This window comes from Flavobacterium notoginsengisoli (assembly GCF_014207905.1).
GTDB classification, from domain to species: domain Bacteria; phylum Bacteroidota; class Bacteroidia; order Flavobacteriales; family Flavobacteriaceae; genus Flavobacterium; species Flavobacterium notoginsengisoli_A.
In genome coordinates, this window is sequence record NZ_JACHLB010000001.1 from 150491 (window position 1) to 172389 (window position 21899).

Annotated in this window: 19 protein-coding genes and 1 tRNA gene; 6 read left to right on the forward strand and 14 right to left on the reverse strand. The window is 33.6% G+C overall.

Features of this window, described 5'->3' with window-relative positions; translation table 11 throughout:
- The first annotated feature begins 2 nt into the window (after window positions 1-2).
- The gene (locus tag HNP35_RS00695; RefSeq protein ID WP_184159430.1) at window positions 3-989 is read left to right on the forward strand and encodes a DNA cytosine methyltransferase; all 987 of its coding nucleotides are present in this window, start codon (window positions 3-5) and stop codon (window positions 987-989) included.
- Here the strand turns inward: HNP35_RS00695 and HNP35_RS00700 are convergent.
- On the reverse strand, window positions 986-1405 hold the full coding sequence (locus tag HNP35_RS00700; protein WP_184159428.1) for a very short patch repair endonuclease: 420 nt from the start codon (window positions 1403-1405) through the stop codon (window positions 986-988). The two genes, HNP35_RS00695 and HNP35_RS00700, sit on opposite strands and share 4 nt — an antisense overlap.
- Before the next feature lie 438 nt (window positions 1406-1843).
- Here HNP35_RS00700 and HNP35_RS00705 point away from each other — a divergent pair, with 438 nt between their 5' ends.
- From HNP35_RS00705 to HNP35_RS00715, 3 genes are all read left to right on the forward strand, one after another.
- A complete protein-coding gene (locus HNP35_RS00705) occupies window positions 1844-3055 on the forward strand; it encodes a site-specific integrase (RefSeq protein WP_184159425.1) in 1212 nt (403 codons plus the stop codon).
- A 259-nt stretch (window positions 3056-3314) separates the two neighbouring features.
- The gene (locus tag HNP35_RS00710; protein ID WP_184159423.1) at window positions 3315-4787 is read left to right on the forward strand and encodes a DUF1254 domain-containing protein; all 1473 of its coding nucleotides are present in this window, start codon (window positions 3315-3317) and stop codon (window positions 4785-4787) included.
- A gap of 72 nt (window positions 4788-4859) precedes the next feature.
- Window positions 4860-6341, forward strand: coding sequence for a DUF1254 domain-containing protein (locus HNP35_RS00715; RefSeq protein WP_184159421.1), 1482 nt, complete (start codon window positions 4860-4862; stop codon window positions 6339-6341).
- Between the two features lie 328 nt (window positions 6342-6669).
- On the opposite strand, the gene HNP35_RS00720 is transcribed toward HNP35_RS00715, so the two are convergent.
- The 12 genes from HNP35_RS00720 to HNP35_RS00775 all read right to left on the reverse strand — a co-directional run bounded on the left by HNP35_RS00720 (window position 6670) and on the right by HNP35_RS00775 (window position 17697).
- Window positions 6670-7293 (reverse strand): AAA family ATPase, encoded by a 624-nt coding sequence (locus tag HNP35_RS00720; RefSeq protein ID WP_184159419.1) that lies wholly within the window; start codon window positions 7291-7293, stop codon window positions 6670-6672.
- Between the two features lie 390 nt (window positions 7294-7683).
- Window positions 7684-8256, reverse strand: a complete 573-nt coding sequence (locus tag HNP35_RS00725; RefSeq protein ID WP_184159417.1) for a hypothetical protein — start codon at window positions 8254-8256, stop codon at window positions 7684-7686.
- Window positions 8257-8274: 18 nt separating this feature from the next.
- Window positions 8275-9294 carry a relaxase/mobilization nuclease domain-containing protein gene (locus HNP35_RS00730; protein WP_184159415.1) on the reverse strand — a complete coding sequence of 340 codons (1020 nt, stop codon included), beginning with the start codon at window positions 9292-9294 and terminating at the stop codon, window positions 8275-8277.
- The gene (locus HNP35_RS00735) at window positions 9291-9671 is read right to left on the reverse strand and encodes a plasmid mobilization protein (RefSeq protein WP_184159413.1); all 381 of its coding nucleotides are present in this window, start codon (window positions 9669-9671) and stop codon (window positions 9291-9293) included. The genes HNP35_RS00730 and HNP35_RS00735 overlap by 4 nt, the downstream gene beginning before the upstream one ends.
- Window positions 9672-9803: 132 nt before the next feature.
- Window positions 9804-10736, reverse strand: coding sequence for a toprim domain-containing protein (locus HNP35_RS00740; protein ID WP_246453293.1), 933 nt, complete (start codon window positions 10734-10736; stop codon window positions 9804-9806).
- 266 nt (window positions 10737-11002) lie between these two features.
- Window positions 11003-12235: a primase-helicase family protein gene (locus tag HNP35_RS00745; RefSeq protein ID WP_184159409.1), complete on the reverse strand. Its 1233-nt coding sequence runs from the start codon at window positions 12233-12235 to the stop codon at window positions 11003-11005.
- Window positions 12236-12328: 93 nt separating this feature from the next.
- The gene (locus HNP35_RS00750) at window positions 12329-12664 is read right to left on the reverse strand and encodes a helix-turn-helix domain-containing protein (protein WP_184159407.1); all 336 of its coding nucleotides are present in this window, start codon (window positions 12662-12664) and stop codon (window positions 12329-12331) included.
- Between the two features lie 177 nt (window positions 12665-12841).
- Window positions 12842-13558 (reverse strand): hypothetical protein, encoded by a 717-nt coding sequence (locus HNP35_RS00755; protein ID WP_184159405.1) that lies wholly within the window; start codon window positions 13556-13558, stop codon window positions 12842-12844.
- Between the two features lie 251 nt (window positions 13559-13809).
- Window positions 13810-13883: transfer RNA gene (locus tag HNP35_RS00760), tRNA-Ile, on the reverse strand.
- 146 nt (window positions 13884-14029) lie between these two features.
- The gene (gene mce / locus HNP35_RS00765) at window positions 14030-14434 is read right to left on the reverse strand and encodes a methylmalonyl-CoA epimerase (RefSeq protein ID WP_184159403.1); all 405 of its coding nucleotides are present in this window, start codon (window positions 14432-14434) and stop codon (window positions 14030-14032) included.
- Window positions 14435-14444: 10 nt separating this feature from the next.
- On the reverse strand, window positions 14445-16802 hold the full coding sequence (locus HNP35_RS00770; RefSeq protein ID WP_184159402.1) for a hypothetical protein: 2358 nt from the start codon (window positions 16800-16802) through the stop codon (window positions 14445-14447).
- On the reverse strand, window positions 16762-17697 hold the full coding sequence (locus tag HNP35_RS00775) for a hypothetical protein (RefSeq protein WP_246453295.1): 936 nt from the start codon (window positions 17695-17697) through the stop codon (window positions 16762-16764). The genes HNP35_RS00770 and HNP35_RS00775 overlap by 41 nt, the downstream gene beginning before the upstream one ends.
- A gap of 245 nt (window positions 17698-17942) precedes the next feature.
- Here HNP35_RS00775 and HNP35_RS00780 point away from each other — a divergent pair, with 245 nt between their 5' ends.
- Complete coding sequence (locus HNP35_RS00780) at window positions 17943-19631, forward strand: Ig-like domain-containing protein (RefSeq protein WP_184159398.1); 1689 nt, start codon at window positions 17943-17945, stop codon at window positions 19629-19631.
- On the opposite strand, the gene HNP35_RS00785 is transcribed toward HNP35_RS00780, so the two are convergent.
- Window positions 19628-20395, reverse strand: coding sequence for an amidohydrolase (locus tag HNP35_RS00785; protein ID WP_184159396.1), 768 nt, complete (start codon window positions 20393-20395; stop codon window positions 19628-19630). The genes HNP35_RS00780 and HNP35_RS00785 overlap by 4 nt on opposite strands.
- A gap of 183 nt (window positions 20396-20578) precedes the next feature.
- Here HNP35_RS00785 and HNP35_RS00790 point away from each other — a divergent pair, with 183 nt between their 5' ends.
- Entirely contained in the window at window positions 20579-21898 is a 1320-nt protein-coding gene (locus tag HNP35_RS00790; protein ID WP_184159394.1) for a GntP family permease, read from the forward strand.
- The last annotated feature ends 1 nt before the right edge of the window (window position 21899 follow it).

Consider the following 21899-nt stretch of genomic DNA (forward strand, 5'->3'; position numbering starts at 1 on the left):
AAATGACAAAAACTTATACTGTAGGAAGTTTATACGCTGGTGTTGGCGGAATTTGTTTGGGTTTTGAAAATGCTGGTTTTAAACTAGAATGGGCCAATGAATTTGACAAAAAAGCCTGTATCACTTATAAAAACAATTTTGAACATACTCTTTTTGAAGGAGATGTAATGGATTTGGATGTTAAAAAGCTTCAAAAAATAGACATTCTTACTGCTGGATTTCCGTGCCAGCCTTTTTCGCTTGCAGGCCATAGAAAAGGTTTTAATGACAGTCGAGGAAATCACTTTTTTAAAATATTGGATTTTATTGACGAAATGAGACCCAAAGTTGTATTTCTAGAAAATGTCAAAAACTTAAAAAGTCATGACAAAGGAAATACCATGAAAGTTATAGAACGGGAAATTAAAAAGCGTAATTATACTTTTGACAGTGCCATTTTGAATACCAAAGATTTTGGAAATATCCCTCACAATCGCGAACGAATTTTTATGATTGCTTTCGACAAAGATTTCGTAAAAAGAGGCTTCAAATTTCATTTTCCCGAAAAAGAACAATTAACCCAAAAGGTTACTGATTTGATTATAAAAGAACAAGTCGAAAAGAAATTTTATTACACCGAAGACAAGTATATGTACCCAGTATTGAAAGAGGCCATTGTACGAGAAGATAGAATTTACCAATTTAGACGACATTATGTTCGAGAAAATAAAAGAAAAGTTTGTCCAACTCTAACAGCAAATATGGGAACCGGCGGACACAATGTTCCAATTATTACAACCGATTTCGGTTTTAGAAAATTAACCCCAAGAGAATGTTTTCGTTTTCAAGGATTTCCGGATAGTTATAAATTACCTAAAATTTCAAATTCTAATCTTTACAAACAAGCAGGAAATTCTGTTAGCATGCCGGTTATACAAAGATTGGCGTCTGAGATTTTTAAGTGCATTCAAAAAATAGAAAATAAGAAAACAAAATCTCAAAAAGTTTAGATACTTCTTAGCATTATCGTTCCTTCAATTTTAGCTAAACAAACCTCAAGATTTTTCTCAATTTCTTTGCTCCAAAATCGTAAAATTGCCCAATTTTCTGAAATGAGAAAAGCGTTAACTTCTTGATCTCTTTCTATATTTCTCTGAATTTTCGGAATCCAATATTCCCGATTCGATTTGATTCTTAATTGTTGCGTTTCCCAATCTTTACCATGAAAAAATTCGCTGTCAACAAAAATGGCAATTTTGTATTTGGCAAAAGTTAGATCTGGCCTTCCAAATATCTTTTTGTTATTTTTTCGATATCTGTAGCCTAATTTCCATAACGCTTTAGCAAGCCTTACTTCACCTTTTGTCGCAGTACTTTTTATCGCCTGCATAGTTTTACTCCTCTGTTCGGGAGTTAATCTATCCATCTTGAGATTAAATTTGTTTCGGATGGATAAAGTTAAGGTATTTTAAGCCATGTAAAGTTTAAATATTGACTACTATATATTTCAACTTTCACATTTTTAAAATGATAAAAAACAAAAAAGCCTCTACATTTCTGTAAAGGCTTTCTATTTCTAAAGAAGTGGTCCCACCTGGGCTCGAACCAGGGACCACCTGATTATGAGTCAGATTTGAGTCATTTTACAATTTCTTACTTTAGCTTATTATAACTGATAATCAGTAAGTTATAAAAATATACTCAAAAGATAAATCATTATAAATGATAATATTTGTACATTTGTTCGTCAAATGTTCGTCAAATGTTCGTCAAATGTTCGTCAAATTTTCACTAATTTTCGCCTGTTTTTCAAGGGTTTAATAGAAAATGTTCGTCAAATTTACAAATCAAACACCAAAAAAAGATGATTTCCTACAGATTCACATTAAAAAGCACTTCAAATACAGAAGGAAATTATTCTATTATCCTTGTCTTTATAAAAGACCGAATAAACAGTAGTTTATCGATCAATAAAACATGCAAGTATGAAGATTGGTCGTTTGAAACCCAGCGGCTAAAAAAATCACATAAACAGTATAAACAAATTAATGAACTAATTGAAAAATACTCGAATCGAATTAATGAAATAATTCATGATTTTGAATCAGATGAAAATCCATTTACCGTACAGGATATTATAACTAACTTCAAAAAAAAATCTGGCAAACAGAAAGCCTTGAGTTATACTGATTTTCACGAAACCTTGATTGAAGAAATAAAAAACGCAGGAAAACTATCAACGAGCAGTATTGAAAAGGAAACACTAAGATCAATACAACGCTTTTTGGGTAAAACGGAAATCACTTTTAGAGATTTGTCTGTCGATGCAATCTATAAATATCAATCTTTTTTAAATGCCAATAAAAATAGCCAGAGCACCATTGGCATAAGAATCCGAACTTTAAGATCCGTTTTTAATAAAGCAATTAAGAGAGAAATCATACCCGCTTCTATGTACCCTTTCGCTAAATTTAAAGTGTCCAAGATTAAGGAAAGTGGTAAAAAGGAATACTTGTCTGAAGCAGAACTCGATTTACTTAAAAAAGCAAATTTATCTGACAGCAATGATATTATAGCAAGAGATATGTTTTTACTTAGCTATTATGGAAGAGGCATCAATTTCATTGATCTTATGCAGTTAAAGAAAAAAGACTTATATAAAGAGACTATTACTTATAAAAGAAGTAAAACAGGAGTAATCGTAAATTTTAAATTAAATGAATTCTGGAAGCAAAAAATTAAAGAATACGCCTCTTCTACTGACTCTTTGTATTTATTCAATATCATTCATAATAATCAAGATTCCGAAACATATATAAATAATAGAAAGGAAAAATTTTTAAAACTTTATATAAACAAACCTATTAAAAGGATTATTAATGATCTGGGGATTCAAAAGAATATTACTTACTACTGCGCACGACACACATTTGCTACAATACTGAAATTTAATAATATCTCCATAGATATAATTAAAGAGGCTTTAGGCCATAGAGATATTAAATCCACAATGTCTTATCTAAATTCCCTTCCCAGCAATACATTAGATAAAATGATTGATGATATTATTTTTTAAAAAAATAATCCTCTTTGATCATATTTCGACATGTAACAGACCTATCATTTTGCAGATAGGTCTTTTTTTATAAATCATTTCAACAACAATAAAGTTTTACCTTACAAAACAAAACTGATTCGTAAATCCTTAAAGTTAACGTAATGCGATTTGAATCATTATTAAAAACTTGGTTGCAGATTATAATCTGCAACCAAGTTTTTAATAATATCCATTCAAAGCACTGTAAATTTATAAGATTAATCTAAAAATTCATTTTATGAAAGCAGTCAAAACGCATTTTTCATTTTTTTTGCTCATAATCTTCTTTATAAATTTTTCTGCAGCTCAGACAACATCTCCTCTGGTTCAGAAAATGTATAATGGAGAATGGCCGTCAAAAGATGAAATTCAGAAAAACTACGACTATTATTTCGAGCAGGCTGCCATACAAGCCTACATGGCCTCTCTGCCTGCACTGAATGTTATTGGAATCCGAGATGCATCGGAAGCAAAATTCGGAAAAGGATACAATATCCTGCCGATCTGGAAAGACCGTATGAATGCAAAAACACTGATTCCTACTCCAAACTGCGATGTAATTTATTCCATGAGCTATCTGGATCTAAAAGAAACCGGACCGTTGGTTGTATATGCTCCACCCGGAGTAATTGGAATGTTTACTGACTTCTTTCAGCGCACGCTAACTGACGTTGGGGCCGCAGGACCGGACAGAAATGCAGGAGGCTTATATTTATTGCTTCCCCCAGATTATGACGGACATGTACCAGGCGGATATTTCGCTTTTAAGTCCAGAACTTACAATGTTTTTCTTTTTTTCCGCACCGTACTTGCTGCAGGTCCAAATGGTCCTGACACCAAGAAACCTGTTGCAACGGCAGAGATGACCAGAGTTTATCCATTGGGTGCTACCGAATCAAACAGACCCGCAATGAAGTTTCCAAATGCTTCACCCGAAAGAATCAACATGATGTATCCAACCGATTTCAGCTATTGGGAAAAGCTGAAAAAATTCATTGATTACGAACCTGTAGGCTGTTTAGATCCTGTATCAAGAGGACAGCTTGCTTCAATAGGAATTATTAAAGGGCAGCCATTTAATCCAGATGCACATCAGAAACAGATTCTTACAGATGCTGTTACTAAGGCAGAAAAAATGATCCTTGGTTTTAGACTTCATCCAGAAGGCCTAAGCATGAATCCTTATTATAAAGACCGAAAATATGTTAATGTATGGGGCGGTGTGGATGCTGACTGGCAGACTCCCACTTACCAGTCTTTGAAAACCCAGGCAGGATATTTCCAAATTGCATTTTCTTCTGCTCCGGCAATGGTGGTAGATGCTATTGGCATGGGATCAAAATATCCTAATACTTACATAGATTCTGAAGGCAATTTCTTAAATGGAAGCAACAGCTATAAACTGCATCTTCCACCAAATATTCCAGCAAGCTTATATTGGGCTGTAACTGCTTATAATCCGCAGGATGGAACCATGCCTGAAACCTCACAGCCTTTTCCTTCAAGAAATCAGTTTGACAAAGTGAAAACCAATTCTGACGGTTCGGTAGATCTGTATTTCGGCCCTTCAAAACCATCGGCATCTCCTTCTGAAAACTGGATACAGACACTCCCTAATAGGGCTCTGCTAGTCGCCGTTAGATTATATGGAACAGGGAGCGCTTTCTACGACCAGACTTGGAAGCCGGATGATCTGGTTAAGATTAAATAGTGATAAAAATTCAACCACTATAATTTTATTAAACGCAACATCCAATTTTACTAAAAGCTTAATATCACGATTATGAAAAAATTCATCCTTACTCTGCTTACGGTTACAGTTTTCACAGCCTGCAAAAAGAATGCAGATACCACAGAAAATACTAATTCCGTCGCTGTCGAAACAGCAGCAGAAAATAAAGACAGCCTGAGATTAGCCACGGCCAGCACCGATGTGAAACTGCATCCTGAGTATGCCAAAACACTGGCTCGTATGGCTTATATATGGGGTTATCCTATGGTAAATATGCTGAACAGAAAAAATACTCTTGCGAAAGCGCCCGAACCGGGGCGTATGGATGGCGTACTGCCAGTGGCACCAACCGGGCGCATAGGTATGCTTTACGACTACATTAATCCGGCACAGACATTTATTGCCTGTCCTAACCAAGACGTAGTTTACGGACTAGGCTTTTTTTCATTGGATGAGCAGCCAGTCGTGATACAGGTTCCCGATTTTGGCAAGCGTTTTTTCGTATATGCGATCTATGACGCAAGAACAGATCAGGTGGGACAGCTTGGACAGCCCTACGGATCGAAACCAGGTTTTTATTTGTTGAAAGGCCCTAAATGGAACGGAAAAGTACCTGATGGCATCACGGGTGTCTTGACCAGCCCTACCACTTTAGCGAACTGTATTCCAAGGATTTTTCAGGATGATACTCCAGAGGACAAAGCCGCGATACAGCCGCTTATCAATCAGGTAGTGGTTTATCCCCTTTCAGAATTTGACGGCAAAATGAAAACAACAGTCTGGAAAAATGCACCTATCATTCCTAATCCAAATCCAAGCACCGGAGGAGCTGAGACGAAATGGGTGAAACCAGAGGTTTACTTTGACCAGTTCCCAACCGTACTGGAAACTGTTCCGCCTCTTCCTGGCGAAGAATCATTGTACAGTCAGTTTAAATCTTTAGTCGCCGCTGCAAAAAAGGACCCTGCCGTTAAAAAATTAATCACCGATGAAGTAATTGCTTTGGATAAAACCCTGATCAAAGATTATATCCGCTGGGAATACAATGGCAAACCGGCTGGAAACGGTTGGAACCGTTCACAGAATAATGCGGATTGGGGACTTGATTATTACAACCGCATAGGAAGCGCCAAATCAAATATGTTTGACAACCGTCCAAACGAAACCCAATATTTCTATATCGATACAACCACAGACGGGCAAGAACTTACAGGAAACAATAACTACAAAATTACCTTTAAGGTACTTCCTCCTGTAAAAGGATTCTGGTCATTGACCTTATACAATAAAGAGCATTTCTTTTATCCAAATGACTTAAAACGATACTCTCTTGGAACCAAAAACAAAACCCTCAAGAAAAACGCTGACGGAACATTAACGCTTTACGCAGGAAATAAAAATCCTGGCGCAGATAAAGAAAGCAACTGGCTTCCCTCACCTGCAGAGCATTTTTCATTGTATATTCGAGCATACTGGGGAGACACAGCGATTATAGACGGAAGTTGGACACCGCCTGTGGTCGAAAAATATTAATGATTGAAAATTAATGCAGATACATATAAACTAATGAATTGCAAACTTAGTAAAAATGCCTTGCAAAAAATCTCTATAGAAAGATCAGTCTTTTTGCATTTTCCAATTTATGCGATAGTAGATTTAGTTCAATCATTTTCCTAAATTTGTTTTAGACTGTAAATAAGAAAAGCTCTCATTTCTGAGAGCTTTTCCACTATTATTAAAATAATATTTTACAAAGAACTGGCTTTTATCCTTACGATTTTACCGTCTTGCATAACAACTAAATCGCTGTTATTTTTCTTTTTAAACTCAATTAGTTTTTCAGAAACTTTATCCATCGCCTCTATAATCTTCTTCTGAGTCGGTGTCGTGGTTGTTTTATGTTCTCCCATGATTGGTCATTTTTGAGTTTTTCAAACTTGATTTCATTTATAACTTCAATATCATTGCCCAATGTTTTTTGTGCAATTAGCTCAGCTTTTACAGCTGTATTGTCAAAAATCAGTGCCTCGTTTACTATAGGCAAATATATATCAAATAAATTATTTATCCCGTTTTCATATCTGCGTTTAATAACATCGGTTTCAATATTATGCCCGCCTTCCTGCACCCTTGTTTTGACCCTCTCGATTGCCAGATCGACAGTATTGAGCCAAAAAAACAAAAGCACCACTTTATAGCCTTTTTCCTGAGCCGCAATCACTTTTTGTCTATAGCTTTTTGTGGCTAAAGTCGTTTCGAACGCAAAGACTTCATTGTTTGCCAGCAATTCATTGATTCTGTGAAGCATTATCCTTCCCGCTTCAAAGGCGGCCTTTTCAGGCTGAAAAGGAGAGAGCCCTTTAGCAATTTCGTCCGCATTTACAAACTCCTTACAATTTAGTATTTCAGGAAGTATTGTAAAAGAAGCAGTAGTTTTACCAGCACCATTACAGCCTGCAATTATATAAAGATTTTTATTCATCATTACAAAGATAATAAATTACATTTTTAGTATACATTATTTACACTTTTAGTTTATTACTCAAATGCCTTCACAACCCTCAAGCAATCGATAATATTGGTAGTTTTTCATAATATTTTTTCTTAATTATAAAAAACCAAAATTTACATCTAAGTACCGCCAATAGCCTTTAATATTTTTCAATTAATTTTATGTTATGCAATCTGTTTTAACTGAAAACAAAATTTCAATATGGAAAAACAGTTAGAGCTTTAAGTACTTGAAAAATATCAATTAATCAGCCGTCTCTGATGCTAATTTTAATGTCTATCTAAGTTGTCCATAGCTGCTTTTCATAATAAACAACTTTTATAAGCAAACCAAAATGGTATTGAATCAATAGCATATTTTTTCTCATTGTCCAGATTTTCTTTGAGCCCTAACCGCATTGATATAAGCCTTATCCATTTGCTGTTTAATTTTCTTATCACTATTATTATACATATATATCCAGGCTCCCCACACTGTTTCATCCTGAATCATCCGTAATTCAACCTCTTTACGATTATTGCTGGAATTTAATCCCCATTTGCACAAATTTGTTATTGCCAGCATTACAGTTAAATACAATATCCATCTCCCAAAAACAATTTTATAAAACAGCTTTGCATCCTGTTCCGGAAATAACAGAACCTGAAATTTCCTAACGATGCTTTTAGGCTGTCTTCCAATCATATATTTCATATCAAGGATGCCTTTCTGCAGAATAACTTCTACGGTACTAATATCAAATGGTTGGGAAAGCTTTATTTCTCCCTCAGATTCCTTTTTAAATGAATCAATTTTATCTTTCACATTTTTCACTTCTGAAATAAGCGTTACTATATGCTGGTTATTTATTTTCTGTTCCTGCGAAAATTCCTCCATCACCAGCTGTAATGCATCTTGTTCTATCTGTGTCTTATCTGTATTTGAATTTGTCTTCATTTTGTACAATTTTTATGATCATCTCCTTAATGCTGCTTTCTTTTTTTTCTTTTGGGAATTTATCTGTAATTCAGGGTTGATATAATCCGGCTGATATTCGGGATTCAATAAGCTGCCTATAGAGCTTGAGACTCCCTCAGCATCTATCCCAATGCTTTTATTTAAACTGTAGTTCTGATTTTCAATGCCTTGCTTTTTACTTCTTGGAGAATCAGGAATTGACCAGCTGTTTTTGTTATCTTCTTTTTCTTCACCAGCATTTTTCATCATATCTTTTTGCTTGTGATATAATATTTTTTCAATTTTCATCAATGAAAAACCAGCTTCGCTTCCTTTTATTTTTACTTTTTTATCATCTACAAAAGAAATTCCCCTCCCCTTGAGAACTTTATAGCCTAAATTCCGCATATACTTTTCAAATGTCCAATAGGAACTGGTAAGCTTTAATGCCTGATTGATATCTGCCTTGAGTTTTTCTTTCCTCTTATCACAACGGGGCTGCCGCCTGTCTTCTGGCGAAAGAAATGCTTTTGGACTTAATACTTCTTGAAGACAGTATTTCTTTTCAAGGCGGCGGCAGAGATCTGCCATGCGCTTATAACTGTTACTGTCACTAACAACCCTGCCATTAAAACCTACTCGGTTTGCAGCAATATGGATATGCCTCTCGTTAGTGTCTTTATGCAATACACAGATGTATTGATTATCTGCTATGCCAAATGCTTTGGCGCATTCTCTGCCAGCTTCCCTAAACTGTTCTTTAGTAAGTCTGTCAGTTGGAGCCAAACGCAGCGTCAGATGAAGCATAGGTTTTTCAACACGCCTGCTTAACTTTCTTACATCCTTAAACTGCTGAGTGAGTTCATACTTATCACCGAAGCAATTATTGTATTCCAATACTTCCGCCCGTCCTTTATGTATAAGATGATCCTGAGATTCAAGTTCAAGTTTTCTTAGTTCGGATAATTCTTTTTTATCTTCAAGACAATAACTGATACAATGATAAAACGATCGTCCAATACTCACATGCCCTATCATGACATACAGCTTTTAATTTCCACTGCAAGATCTTTGATTCGTTGGGTGCAGACTTTTAATTCTGCTCTTTCAACTGGATTTAATTCATCATTGCTATTTCTTTTTTTGGCTATTTGATTCAGATTCGCAGCCAAATGATTAAGCTGCCCTGTAAAACTCAGGATTTCTTTTGAGAGCACTTTGTTTTTATAATTGATCTTCGCTTTTAATGCAATTTCACGAAGGTATTCAGAGACAGTAAGATTTACATTTTTAGCCTTGCTTTCAATTATCCTGCGCTCGTAGAGTGTAAACTTAACACCCACGAGCTGGTCTCTCTTTACTTCTTTTTTAGGTCTGCCTCCCTTATTCTTTATACTATTTCTCTGCTGTTCCATAATCTTTCATCATCTATTTTTTTGAATGCGGGAGCATGAAAAAACTCTCGGCGAATGCGGGAGCATGAGAAGAGCCAGCGTTTTGGTTATACCAAAACATAGCTGGCTACCACTGCGCCTGCCACTATAAGGTTACAGAGACCGCTTAAAAGCGTGACCTCGCTTGACCTGCTCTTTGGTCTTTAGCCATTCATTGAGATCTTTCCTGTTTTGGTATAAAAAACTTTGATCGATATATCTGGAAGGATTTCGGTGCTGCGCTTCAGCAGTCAGTTTTATGCCTGACGGATCTCTGTCGAGATAAAGATTTACTTTCTGATGTTTTTCCATTATCGGCAGTGACTTGTTAAAAAAAGACAGTGAATTAAGTATCAGAAAATTTGTTTCAAGCCCATCCTTGTTCTGATTGAGCATTTTATAGGAAAGAAAATCAAAAAAACCTTCAAAAACGTTTAACGTTTCTGCATCACTGCTGATAAATGTGACATCTTTTGGCGAACTGCTGCCTTTAAAATGTTCATTGCGCAATTCAAATCCTCCAGAATTATTTGGAAATCCAACAGCTATGTGCTTCCTATTATTTAAACAAAATTCAACCTCTCTGCAGTGTCGCATTGCAACCACTTGGGAAATGCTTCTGCTGGCCAGGTAATCCGTCAATAAGCTGTCAGCCAATTCACGGACATCAGCAATTACAATTTTATCCAAATGATTATCTTTGTTCCCAGGAGTCATTTCATGGCCTGCAGGCTGCACATCATCCTTTTTAAATGAAAGACCTGCGCTGGAGGAAATGCCGCTTCGGTTTAAAAGCTGCAGGAATTCTGAAACTGTACATCTAAAATACTCAATCCCAAAATCAATTATATTTCCTCCCTTTCCTAATCCGTGGTCATACCACACGTTTAATTTTTGATTCACTTTAAAAGAAGGAGTTTTTTCATTTCGCAGCGGCGACAGGAACCAGTAATCCTGATTTTTAATTTTTGATGGTTCATGTCCTAATACCTTAAGATAATTGACTAAATCTATCTGGTTTGCAATTTTACAATTGAACTTTTCCATAATCATTTTCTTTTAGTGAATCCATTGGCTGTTCCAGTCAAATCTGTTTATCTGCTGGTGAAAAAAAAATTATTCATATATCCGCAATACTTTGATGCAGTTTAAATCTAAACCGCTGAATATACAGGCATTGCAGTGCATCACTATCTGCATCACTGCATCATTTTATTTTCAGGCTGCATCAATACTGCATCATAAATACCGGTATTGTTATTTGATGCAGACTTTGATGCAGATATCCTTACCCCGCCTGTGAGGTTTTAGAACTAATTCTGCATCATAGCATCAAATATTTTAAGAAACAGAATCCTTTTAATAGTGTAAAAACGTCCCCTCCTGTCTACTTTCACATATTCACCGTGCGATAACAATTCAATTCCGCAATAAGACTTTGTATTATCCTCCGGCATGAAGCCCCATCTTTTAAGAATATTTCTTATTTCATTAGCAGAAATATCCGTTCTGCTGTTTTGTTTTCTCAACAGCATAAAAATATCATTTGGAGCCAGCTTCAGCTCATCTTCTTCCATTTTCTCAAAACATTCATTTATAAGCTCAAGAACAATTATTTCACCTTTGTTTCGATTTACAAGTTTTAGAAGAGAAGCGGTCATAATCTGTTCCGGTCTGAACCACATTCTTGTTTTCTGCTGGGAAAAGTAATCTCTCATCTGAAGATATTTTAAAAAGCAGGGGATCTCCTTATTAAGTTTTTTAAGGAAGAATACATCTTCCGCGCTAATAGTCTGAATTTTACGAATCCAAAAACGGATTTCCTCTTCATCTATCTGGATAAAATTATCTTCATTATTTGAACAGAGAATAAACTTTGCAAAAAATTCAATTTCCTGCCGGTCCTTCCCTTTTGCTTCTATCTTGTCATTATCAGTTGTAGAAAGATACTTTAACCTTTCAGTAATTTCTTTTTTATCAAAAAAGACTTCATCAATGGCGACAATCAGCATACTTGCCCAATCAGAATTAAACTGCGAGCCGAAGGAATCTCCTTTTATGTATGTCATATTCATGCCAAAAATCGCTTTCAGCCATTTTATAAAAGAACTTTTCCCTGTAGACCGTTCTTTGCTGACCAGACAAAGTATTGGCAGTGTCTGGGTAGGCTTCTCATATAGAATCTTCAAATAATCTAACCCCAGCTTGATTTGGTCCCCAAAAATATGGCTCATAAACTGCATTGAATTTGGAATCATTTTTTCGAGCTCATCCAGCGGAAAATCTTCAATGGCAGGTTTATTTGGAAGTTCATGGTAAGTATTATAGAAATCATGAACAATCTGCTCATAACCAAAATGATTTGGAATACAGCAGAACCCGTCTAATTTCAGCACACTATTTAAAAATGATTTTCCATGATCCGAAATGATCGTTTCACGATTCCAGCGGACCATTACTTTTACTTTATCGCCTGATATTAAAGGCTTATCAATTATTTTGAAATAGGAAGTTCCTACCCTGATATAAGGAATATCTAAGTCCATAAAATTCAAATTGCAATCCTTATAGTTTTAGCATAAGAATTTGATTAAAAAATAACGAATTGTTTTTCGCGTTTTCTGCAGGAGTCAAAGGCCTTATTTTTTCCACAAAGCAGCATTTGCGTTTTCAAGATCTTCAGTAGTACTGATGATGTCTCCGTTTAGATAATCAAGAAGATCCACTTTTCTAAAATAGATTTTCTTTTGCCCTTTCTTCTTTGTGTATCTAATCTTTCGCTGGTGGGTTAGCTGATAAATATACTTAACCTCTATTGACAGAAACTCGGCAGCTTCTTCAGAGGAATAGACATCTTTACTATTTAAAGATAATTTCATTAATGCTTTCTTAATGAAAGCATCCTGTTTGTTAGCTAGTTCCTGTACGATCAATTCTAATCGTTCAATTTTGGAAGTAAAATTACTCGTGTCCATGATTCTATTTTTTGAATTAAGAGACAAGTTTAAAGAGGTTTGGTGAAGTAAAAAATCGTGTAAAAACATTTTACATGTCTAAAATAATCTATACTGATTAATACCCAGGTGGGGTAAATCATTATAACTTATTTTATTCAAAAAATGAGATTGCAGTAATGAAGTTTTACAAATAGTTTAGTCCAATTTTTCAAATAATCGGGTAAAATCATTACTGTGCAATATTTTCTTTTTTTGGTTTATTACGATATACGTATTCAGAAAATCAACGATTTTGGTATTGGATCTATCTTTGATCTGAGAATTCCAGTTTTGCTGGATATTGAAAAGTGAGGCTAATATTTCAACGATATTTTGTTTGGAATTTCTTTTATTATCGATTTTTATAGCAATTGTTCCTTCTTTTATTTTTATTCCATTACAAAGCTTATAGAGATTATCGATCGAAAATTGGTCTTGAAAAACATCTTTATGTTTTTCTATGATCAATTCAAATTCTCTTGAGCCAATCTGTTTAATGATATCTCCATTGGATAAGTTTATCACATCTTTAAAACTGAGGCCATTTTGAATTGACGAAATAGCTCTGCTTTCTTCAAAAACTACTTTCCTCTCTTTAAATATTTCTTTAGGGTTTAGAATATACTGATTTAAAATTTTTAGAATATGCACTGGAGTTTTTGTCTCAAATAGATAAAGCAAAATGGACTGAATCAAAACAAGCAGAAAAGCATAGAATGTTTGATTATAAATATCTGGATTCTTTGAAATTTCATTTCCAAAGAGAATTCCTAAAAAACAGGATAACAGGAAAAGTGAAAACAAGATTATCAATCTGCTTTTATTGATTCCTATATAATATTTAAACTTTTCTTCAGCGTATAAATTTATCAAAAGAGGTTTGACAATGAAAAATAATCTAAAGAGCAGGAACATGGGAAAACCAATCTTTGCAAAATATAACACAACCGTTATGATGTAGATATAAATTTCCATGTTCAATCAGTTAGCTTACATAAAAATAAGCAAAACTAATTGAAAATAAAACAAGACATTTTTTGCAGTACTTTAAAAAATGTTCGTCAAATGTTCGTCAAAAAAAATAAAAAAGCCTTCACACATTTGCGAAGGCTTGATTTTACTAGTGGTCCCACCTGGGCTCGAACCAGGGACCACCTGATTATGAGTCAGGTGCTCTAACCAGCTGAGCTATAGGACCGGTTTAGAGGATGCAATATTACTACTATTTTTCATTCACTCCAAATATTTTAAGACATCATTTGTATTTAATTTTAAATCTTTCCTAGAATTTCAAAAACGAAATTGATTTTCAATATCTTATTCAAAAACTAAAATGACATTTTTTTATTTAATTTCTTGACAAAGCTCTACCAAAACGCCATTTGTGTTCTTCGGATGCAGGAAAACAACCAATTTATTGTCGGCGCCTTTCTTCGGAACTTCATTTATAAGTACAAAACCTTCACTTTTTAATCGTGAAATTTCAGCTTCGATATCATCAACGTCAAAAGCAATGTGATGAATTCCTTCTCCTTTCTTTTCCAAAAACTTCGCAATTGGACTTTCTGGATTCGTTGCCACTAAAAGTTCAATTTTGTTATTTCCCGTTTGAAAAAAAGAAGTCAGAACGCCTTCGCTTTCTACCGCTTCCATTTTATAAGACGGAACGCCGAGCATTTTTTCGAACAAAATATTGGCATCGTCCATATTTTTTACCGCAATTCCGATATGTTCTATTTTGTTTACCATTCTTTAAATTTTATTGGTTTACATACGTATTAAAATAACCGCACTCCGCAATTACATCTTGATAATATTTCGTGTCTGAATAATCTTTTCTTAATGTTTTGAATGTGTTCCAGGCAATAAAATTAATTTTATCATCTTGAATTTCCCAATAACTATTTATCGCGCTATACTTTTTATTGTAATAATCATTTCGTTCACATTTCGAAATCAGATACAAACATTTTGCTTTTTGTTCTTTGTTCGAAGCCGCTTCAAATGCCTTTTGATAATACATTTTAGAAACCGAATTATTCGTAATCATTTCTTTCATTGTATCTCTAAAAGAGTACGGACTTGATCCATAACCAACAATACTAATTTCGTAGAAAGTTCTCCCGTTTCCAAAATGAGAAATATTATAAAATGCATTTCCTAACAAAAGACTATTCGTGTAAACATCTTCTTTCTTTGTCAATTTATCCTGCATTTCTTTTATCGTCGTCAAGAAATCCATGTAAGTATATTTTCTTTTTTGATACGCCACATGGTCGCAATCGTGACAATCTTTTATGCTTCCGTTAAACGGATTCCCTAAAAACTTATAATACTGAACCGAATCCGCTTGTTTTAAAAACTCAATTGCTTCTGGAATTTTGTTTTTAAAAGTCGCCTGAACTGCTTGAAAATTATTAATATCTTTCAATTTCAAACTATAAATTCCTGCACCAATTTTCTCGATTTCAGATTTATTCGTTTTCTCCAAAAAGTTTTTCATTCCCAACAAATCCTTTTCATTATCATAGAACGAATTTCCATCGTTCCAATAACTGTAACGGGATTCGCCAAAAATCTCTGCCAAAACCAAATCGCCTTTTTCTTTGTATAAATTCGACAAATAATTTCTGCTCCATGAAGAAGCATTCTGATAACGAAACTCTTGTCCTTTGTATGTTTTTGGAAGTTCATAATATAACCAATTCAAATCGGCCAAAATTGTTTTCTCATTTTTATCTGTCAGTTTATCGATCTTGCTTAAATTGTTTACAAAACGCAATAATCTAAGCTGCATTCCAGCCAATTCTGTTTTCGGAAGTGTTTTTTCTGCTTTGCTAAAATTCTTATCAGCATTGGCATAATCGCCTTTTAGCGTTTGAAGATATCCAATTGCTAAATCCCATAAATAAGGCTTTTCAGTATTTCCTGCAGCAGAAATTTTAGCTATTAAATCAAATTCACTGCTATCAATTTTGGCTTTGTTTTCGGTTTTGTTTTCTGCAACAGTTTGTGGTCTTGGCTTTTGATTTTCGCTACCGCTTTGCTGAAAAGAATTATTTATTTTCTGTTCTAAAGAATTTACCAATCGAGTCGCCAAATAATTCAAATGTTCGCTTTTTGGATCTAATTCGTAGATTTTCTCAATGGCTTGTTTTTCATCTTTATAATATCCGTGAATAGCCCAAAGTGCTGCTTTCTCTTTATTGTTTTTTGCCATTGCTAAAGCTTTAGTCCAATCCGATTGGTTTTTTGGATGAAAACTATAAGCCGTTACCACACGAAGTTCTGGGCAATTATCAAAAACCTGAGCGTACAAATAATTCGAAACTGCATATTTTTTTTGTTTGTGATTGATTCCCGCTACGTAAGCTAAAGCCCGATAATACAACGTATTTTTGGCTACCGAACTTTCTGTTTTATTAAAAAAATCAATCGCTTTTTGTTTGTCGTTACTATAAAAACGCGCTTTCATAGTCAAGAACCAATATCTGTTTTTCAAGAATGGATCTGACAAAGTGTTGTAGACATTTTCAATAGACTGAATCATTTTGGCATCATTGAAAGTTTTGGCTACAACTGGATCATAACTCCAATAATCTTCGCCAATAGAAACCGTTTCTATTTTTTGTGCTAAATACAAAAACTCAATAAAATTTTTAACTTTCTCGTCTTTGAAATTCAGCTTTTTATTCCATTTTTGAGTGCTTTTGTTCTCTTTTTTGGTTTTATAATAAACATGAAAATCGGTTATTTCTTGCTGATTATTAATTTTACTTTTTTCATCAGAATAATATCTTGGCTTTTCATCACCAATTAAAAAATAATTAACCGTTGTAGTATCAACTTTCCCTTTTAAATAATTTGCCCAATCCGATTTTATATTTTTATTGAAACGGGAATTGTGTTGGGTATCAAATCCGATTCCGTAGAAAATACCACCCGACAAAAATAAAGGCGAATACGATTTGTCTGCAAAAGTTTCTGGCGTAAAATTAGAATTGTAACCAAAGAAATCCCAATCGTCTCCTCCGGCGCAGGCGTATATAATTCCGTATGCCGAAAGCAAAATGGCACTAGAAATAAGAAATAATTTGCTTAAAAGTATTTTTCTCATAATTATTTAAATTGAATTCGTCTAAATCGTAAAATATAATTTCGTTTGGCTTTTTGTTAAGATTCTCTTCCAAATCTTCTGCCATTTCTTTCAAATCTGTTGTTTTAATTTCTTCTATTTTCAACAAATCGTTTTCTTCATAAAAAACTCCATTTTTATAATTGGATTGTTTTACTCTGAAAAAAATTGGACTTGTTTTTTCAAAATTCGGATCTTTTTCTAATTCTCGGCTATTAATTTTTGAACGAAGTTCGATTACTTTATTGTTTCGAATATGAATTCCCCATGAATAAATCGGAAATGCAAAATCGAGATGAAGTGGATATTTCTTTAGACTTTTAAGATATTTCGACGCCAATTTTTGATCGTAAATCGAATTTAGAGAATCTGGCGCAATTGATCCCATGTTGTAATACATTAAAACTCCAGAATCTACATTCGGAATTTTAGTCTTTTCAAAATATTTCACTTGATGAAGTCGAATTGTTGCCGATAGTTTTTTATTAGAAAGTTTCTTAAAAACTGCGATAAATCTCAGATAATTATCTTTGCTTTTTAAACTCCAATCGCAGTCGATCTGAATTTCTTTGCAAGTAATTTTATTTTTAGAATTGATTTGCGTTATAAAATCAAAAGTCTTCTTTGCCAAATCATTTACATCAAGATTAGGTTGCAGCATGACTCTGTTCTGAATAAATACAACGGGAACAATTTGATATTCTTTCGGATTTTCTTCAAATCGAATGGGACTAATCGGAATAGGAATTTTAGATTCTGGATGCAATCCGAGGTCAAAATATCTTAAATAAAGCTTGGTAACCTTATTTTCATCCAAAACTTCTTTTTCAATTTTTGAAAATTTAAAAATCGTTTTCCAATAATAAAAAGAGATCATTGGTTTATCGTTTTTACCGCAAGACAACAGCAAAAAAAGGCATAAAATAGACAAAAATCGTTTTAACAAAACTTAGAAAATTACATTCGAAATCAAAAGTAAGAAATTATGACTGTTTTAAAAACATTCAAAATCATAAAAAATAGCAACGAAATCCAAAAGTTGTAAATCCTAATAAATGGCCAAAAAATTTCAATTAAAGCAAATATAATCGTTATTTTGTGCAATCAAATTGAAAAACCCTTATGTTGAAAAACACGTTAAAATATATTGCTTTCCTTATTCTGATATCAATGATAAGCTGCGCCAAACGAGGCAGTATTACTGGCGGTTTAAAAGATACTTTAGCGCCAGTTTTAATATCTAGTTATCCAGAAAATTACAGTACAAACTTTAAAGGAAATACGATTACTTTAAATTTTGATGAATATATCAAGCTAAAAAACTTGAATAAACAGCTGATTATTTCTCCGCCGATGAAGCACGAGCCATTGATTTCTCCTACATCGGTTAGCAAATTCATTAAAATTGACATTAAAGACACTTTACAGCCAAATACTACTTACAGTTTTAATTTTGGTCAAGCCATTACAGACAATAATGAGGGAAATGCTATCAATCAGTTTAAATACGTTTTCTCAACAGGTCCTTACATTGATTCTTTAAAATTGAATGGACGAATTAAAGATGCAAAAGATAAATATGTAGACAACTTTGTGTCTGTAATGCTGTATGAAGTAAATGAGAAGTTTAACGATTCTACTATTTATAAAGATTTTCCGCGTTATGTGACCAATACTTTAGATAGTTTGAGAACTTTTCAATTTGAAAATTTAAAAGAAGGGAAATATCTTTTGATTGCTTTGAAAGATAAAGGTGGTAATAATAAATTTAATCCGAAAGATGATAAAATCGGATTTTTAAAACATTATATCACAATTCCGACTGATACGGTTTACGAAATAGAATTATTTAAAGAAGTATTGCCTTTAAAAGCTTTCAAACCAATTCAGGCTTCTGGAAACAGATTATTACTTCCGTATGAAGGAAAACAAAATTTTAAAAATGCCAAACCAAAAATCGTTCTTAAAAACGGAAATGAAGTTTTGGAAACAATTGTAACGCAATTTCCTAAAAAAGACTCGCTTCAAGTTTGGTTTAAACCTCTAAAAGCAGATTCTTTATCACTTCAAGTATCAAAAGACAACTACGACAAAAAGTTTTCTTTTAAGATTAAAAACATGAAAAAGGACACCTTAAATATTAAGGCGGTACAAAATGGTATTATTAATTTTAGAGAACGTTTTACTTTAGAAACCGAAACTCCTTTGGTAAAATTTGATAAATCTAAAATCTCATTGGTCAACAAAGACTCTACAGCAGTTGATTTTACAACAGAATATGATGAGTTTGACCAAAAGTTATATATTGATTTCAAGAAAGATCCGGTAGAAAAATACAATTTCACTTTCTTACCAGGCGCTTTAACCGATTTTTATGAAAAAACGAATGACACTTTATCTTTTAAATTGACTACCAAAGAATTAGAAGATTATGGTAATCTGATATTGAATCTTAAGAATGTAAAACGTTTCCCGATTATTGTAGATATTACAAACAAAAAAGGAGACGAAGTACTTGCAACTGCTTATTCTGAAGGAGAAACTAAAATTACATTCAACTTGGTAGTTCCCGAGGAATTTACCATTCGTGTTATTTATGATGACAATAAAAATAAGGTTTACGACACTGGAAATTTCTTAAAGAAAACCTATTCTGAAGAAGTATTCTATCATCAAAAAGGCATAGATGTACGATCGAATTGGGATGTAGACGAAAGCATTGACCTCAGTATACCATTTAGTCCAGAAGTCGAGAAAAAGACAGATGACAAAAAGAAAAAAGAAGCCGAAAAAAAACGGAAAGCCTTTTAGAGTTTAAGTTCAAATTGATCTCTATCTCCTAGAAAATTGATTTTTCTACGAGTTTCTAACATTATATTTTTATCCAATTCAGCCACAAAAACGCCTTCCGTTTCTTGTGGCTTTATTATATAATTGCCCCAGAAATCAATTAATTGAGTATGTCCGTTATGCTCAAAATTATTATCATCAAAACCAATTCTGTTAACTCCCGCAACATAACTTAGATTTTCTATAGCGCGCGCATTTAGCAAAGTGTCCCAAGCACCAGTTCTCACTTTTGGCCAATTGGCAACATATAAAAGTAGATCGTAATTTTCGACATTTCTTGAAAAAACTGGAAATCTCAAATCATAACAAATCTGAAGACAAATTTTCCAATCCAGATAATCTACAATTACTTTCTCGGTTCCCGGAGTATAAAACTCGTCTTCTCCAGCCAATGAAAACAAATGTCGTTTATCATAATATTGAAAATCTCCTGATGGAAAAACAAAAAACATTCGGTTGTAAAAATTTCCATTTTCGGTGATAACAACACTTCCTGTTATGGCAGCATTTTTTTGTTTTGCTTTTAATTTCATCCACTCAACCGTTTCTCCCTGCATCGTTTCTGCAACATCAGAAGCATTCATTGTAAATCCTGTCGAAAACATTTCAGGAAGCACAATTAGATTTATTTCCGAATCTATTTCATTAATTTTTGAGTCGAAATTTTCTCTGTTTTTAGAAGCATCTTCCCAAAAAAGGTCAGTTTGAATTAAAGCAATTTTCATCTCGTTGTATTTTTCTATAAAGGTAGAAAACATCGAGGTATTCTTTATTTATGAGCCAATAATTTTAACATTAACACTGCAAAAAAAACGCAGTTTTTGCAAAAAAAATGCGAAGTGTAGAAATATTTTATATATTTGGAATTACAACCACAATTATAACTAACTAAAAAACAACCACAAACCATGAGCATTCTCATACTCACTGCGTGCATTATTTTTTTAATTCTACAGATTGCCTGGTTTAAAATAAATCCGTTTATCGCGTTTATTATTACGTCACTTTTGGCTGCGCTTTTTTTAGGATTACCAATAGAAACTATTTCGCCAGTTTTGCAAAAAGGACTTGGAGAAATGTTGGGTTCGATTACTCTAATTATTGTTTTCGGAACTTGTATTGGAAAACTTGCCGTTTCTTCTGGCGCTGCAAAAGTAATTGCCAAAACGGTTATGAATTGGACTGGAAGAAAATACGTTCGTTTGGGTTTAATGATAACTGGTTTTATAATCGGAATTCCGCTTTTCTATAGCGTTGGATTTGTACTTTTAGTGCCGTTGATTTTTTCGGTTGCGCATCAATTTAAATTATCAAAAGTTTATTTGGGAATTCCAATGCTGGCTTCGCTTTCTGTTGCACACGGATTTCTGCCACCGCATCCTTCACCAATGGCTTTGAGCAGTATTTTAAAAGCAGATATTGGATTAGTTTTGATTTACGGAATCATAATCGCGATTCCGACAATATTGATTGCAGGTTTATGGTTTTCAACCCGATTTAAAAACATCAAAACCGAATCAGATCATGAAATTTTAAATGTAGAAGAAATAACCAACGAAGGCAAATTACCGAGTTTTGGACTGAGTTTATTCTCGGCTTTATTTCCCGTCTTCGGATTAACGATTACTTCTTTACTTCCTCTAATTTCAGACAATAAAACATTAGTTTCAATCTGTAAAATTATCGGCGATCCAAGCATCATAATGTTATTATCACTTTTGCTTTGCACTTACACTTTAGGAATTAAAATGAACAGAAGTATGTCATCTGTTATGGACGATTATACACAAGCTATAAAAGATGTCGCTTTAATTGTTTTAATTGTCGGCGGTGCTGGCTGTTTAAAAGAAGTCATGATTGTAAGCGGTGTAAACGAAACTATTGTCGCGACTTTAAATCAGGTTAATATTCATCCTTTTTTATTAGCGTGGATTATGGCTGCGATAATTCGTATTTGTGTGGGTTCTGCAACAGCTGCGGGTTTAATGACTGCCAGCGTTTTATTACCTTTACTACAATCAAACGATCTTGATCCTAATCTCTTTGTTCTTTCTGTTGGAGCCGGAAGTTTAATGTGTTCGCACGTAAATGATCCGAGCTTTTGGATGTTCAAAGAATATTTTAATATCAGTCTAAAAGACACTTTTAAATCCTGGACAGTTATGGAATCATTGGTTTCTGTTCTGGGAATTGTATTTATATTTATTTTAAACGCTTTAATACATTAAA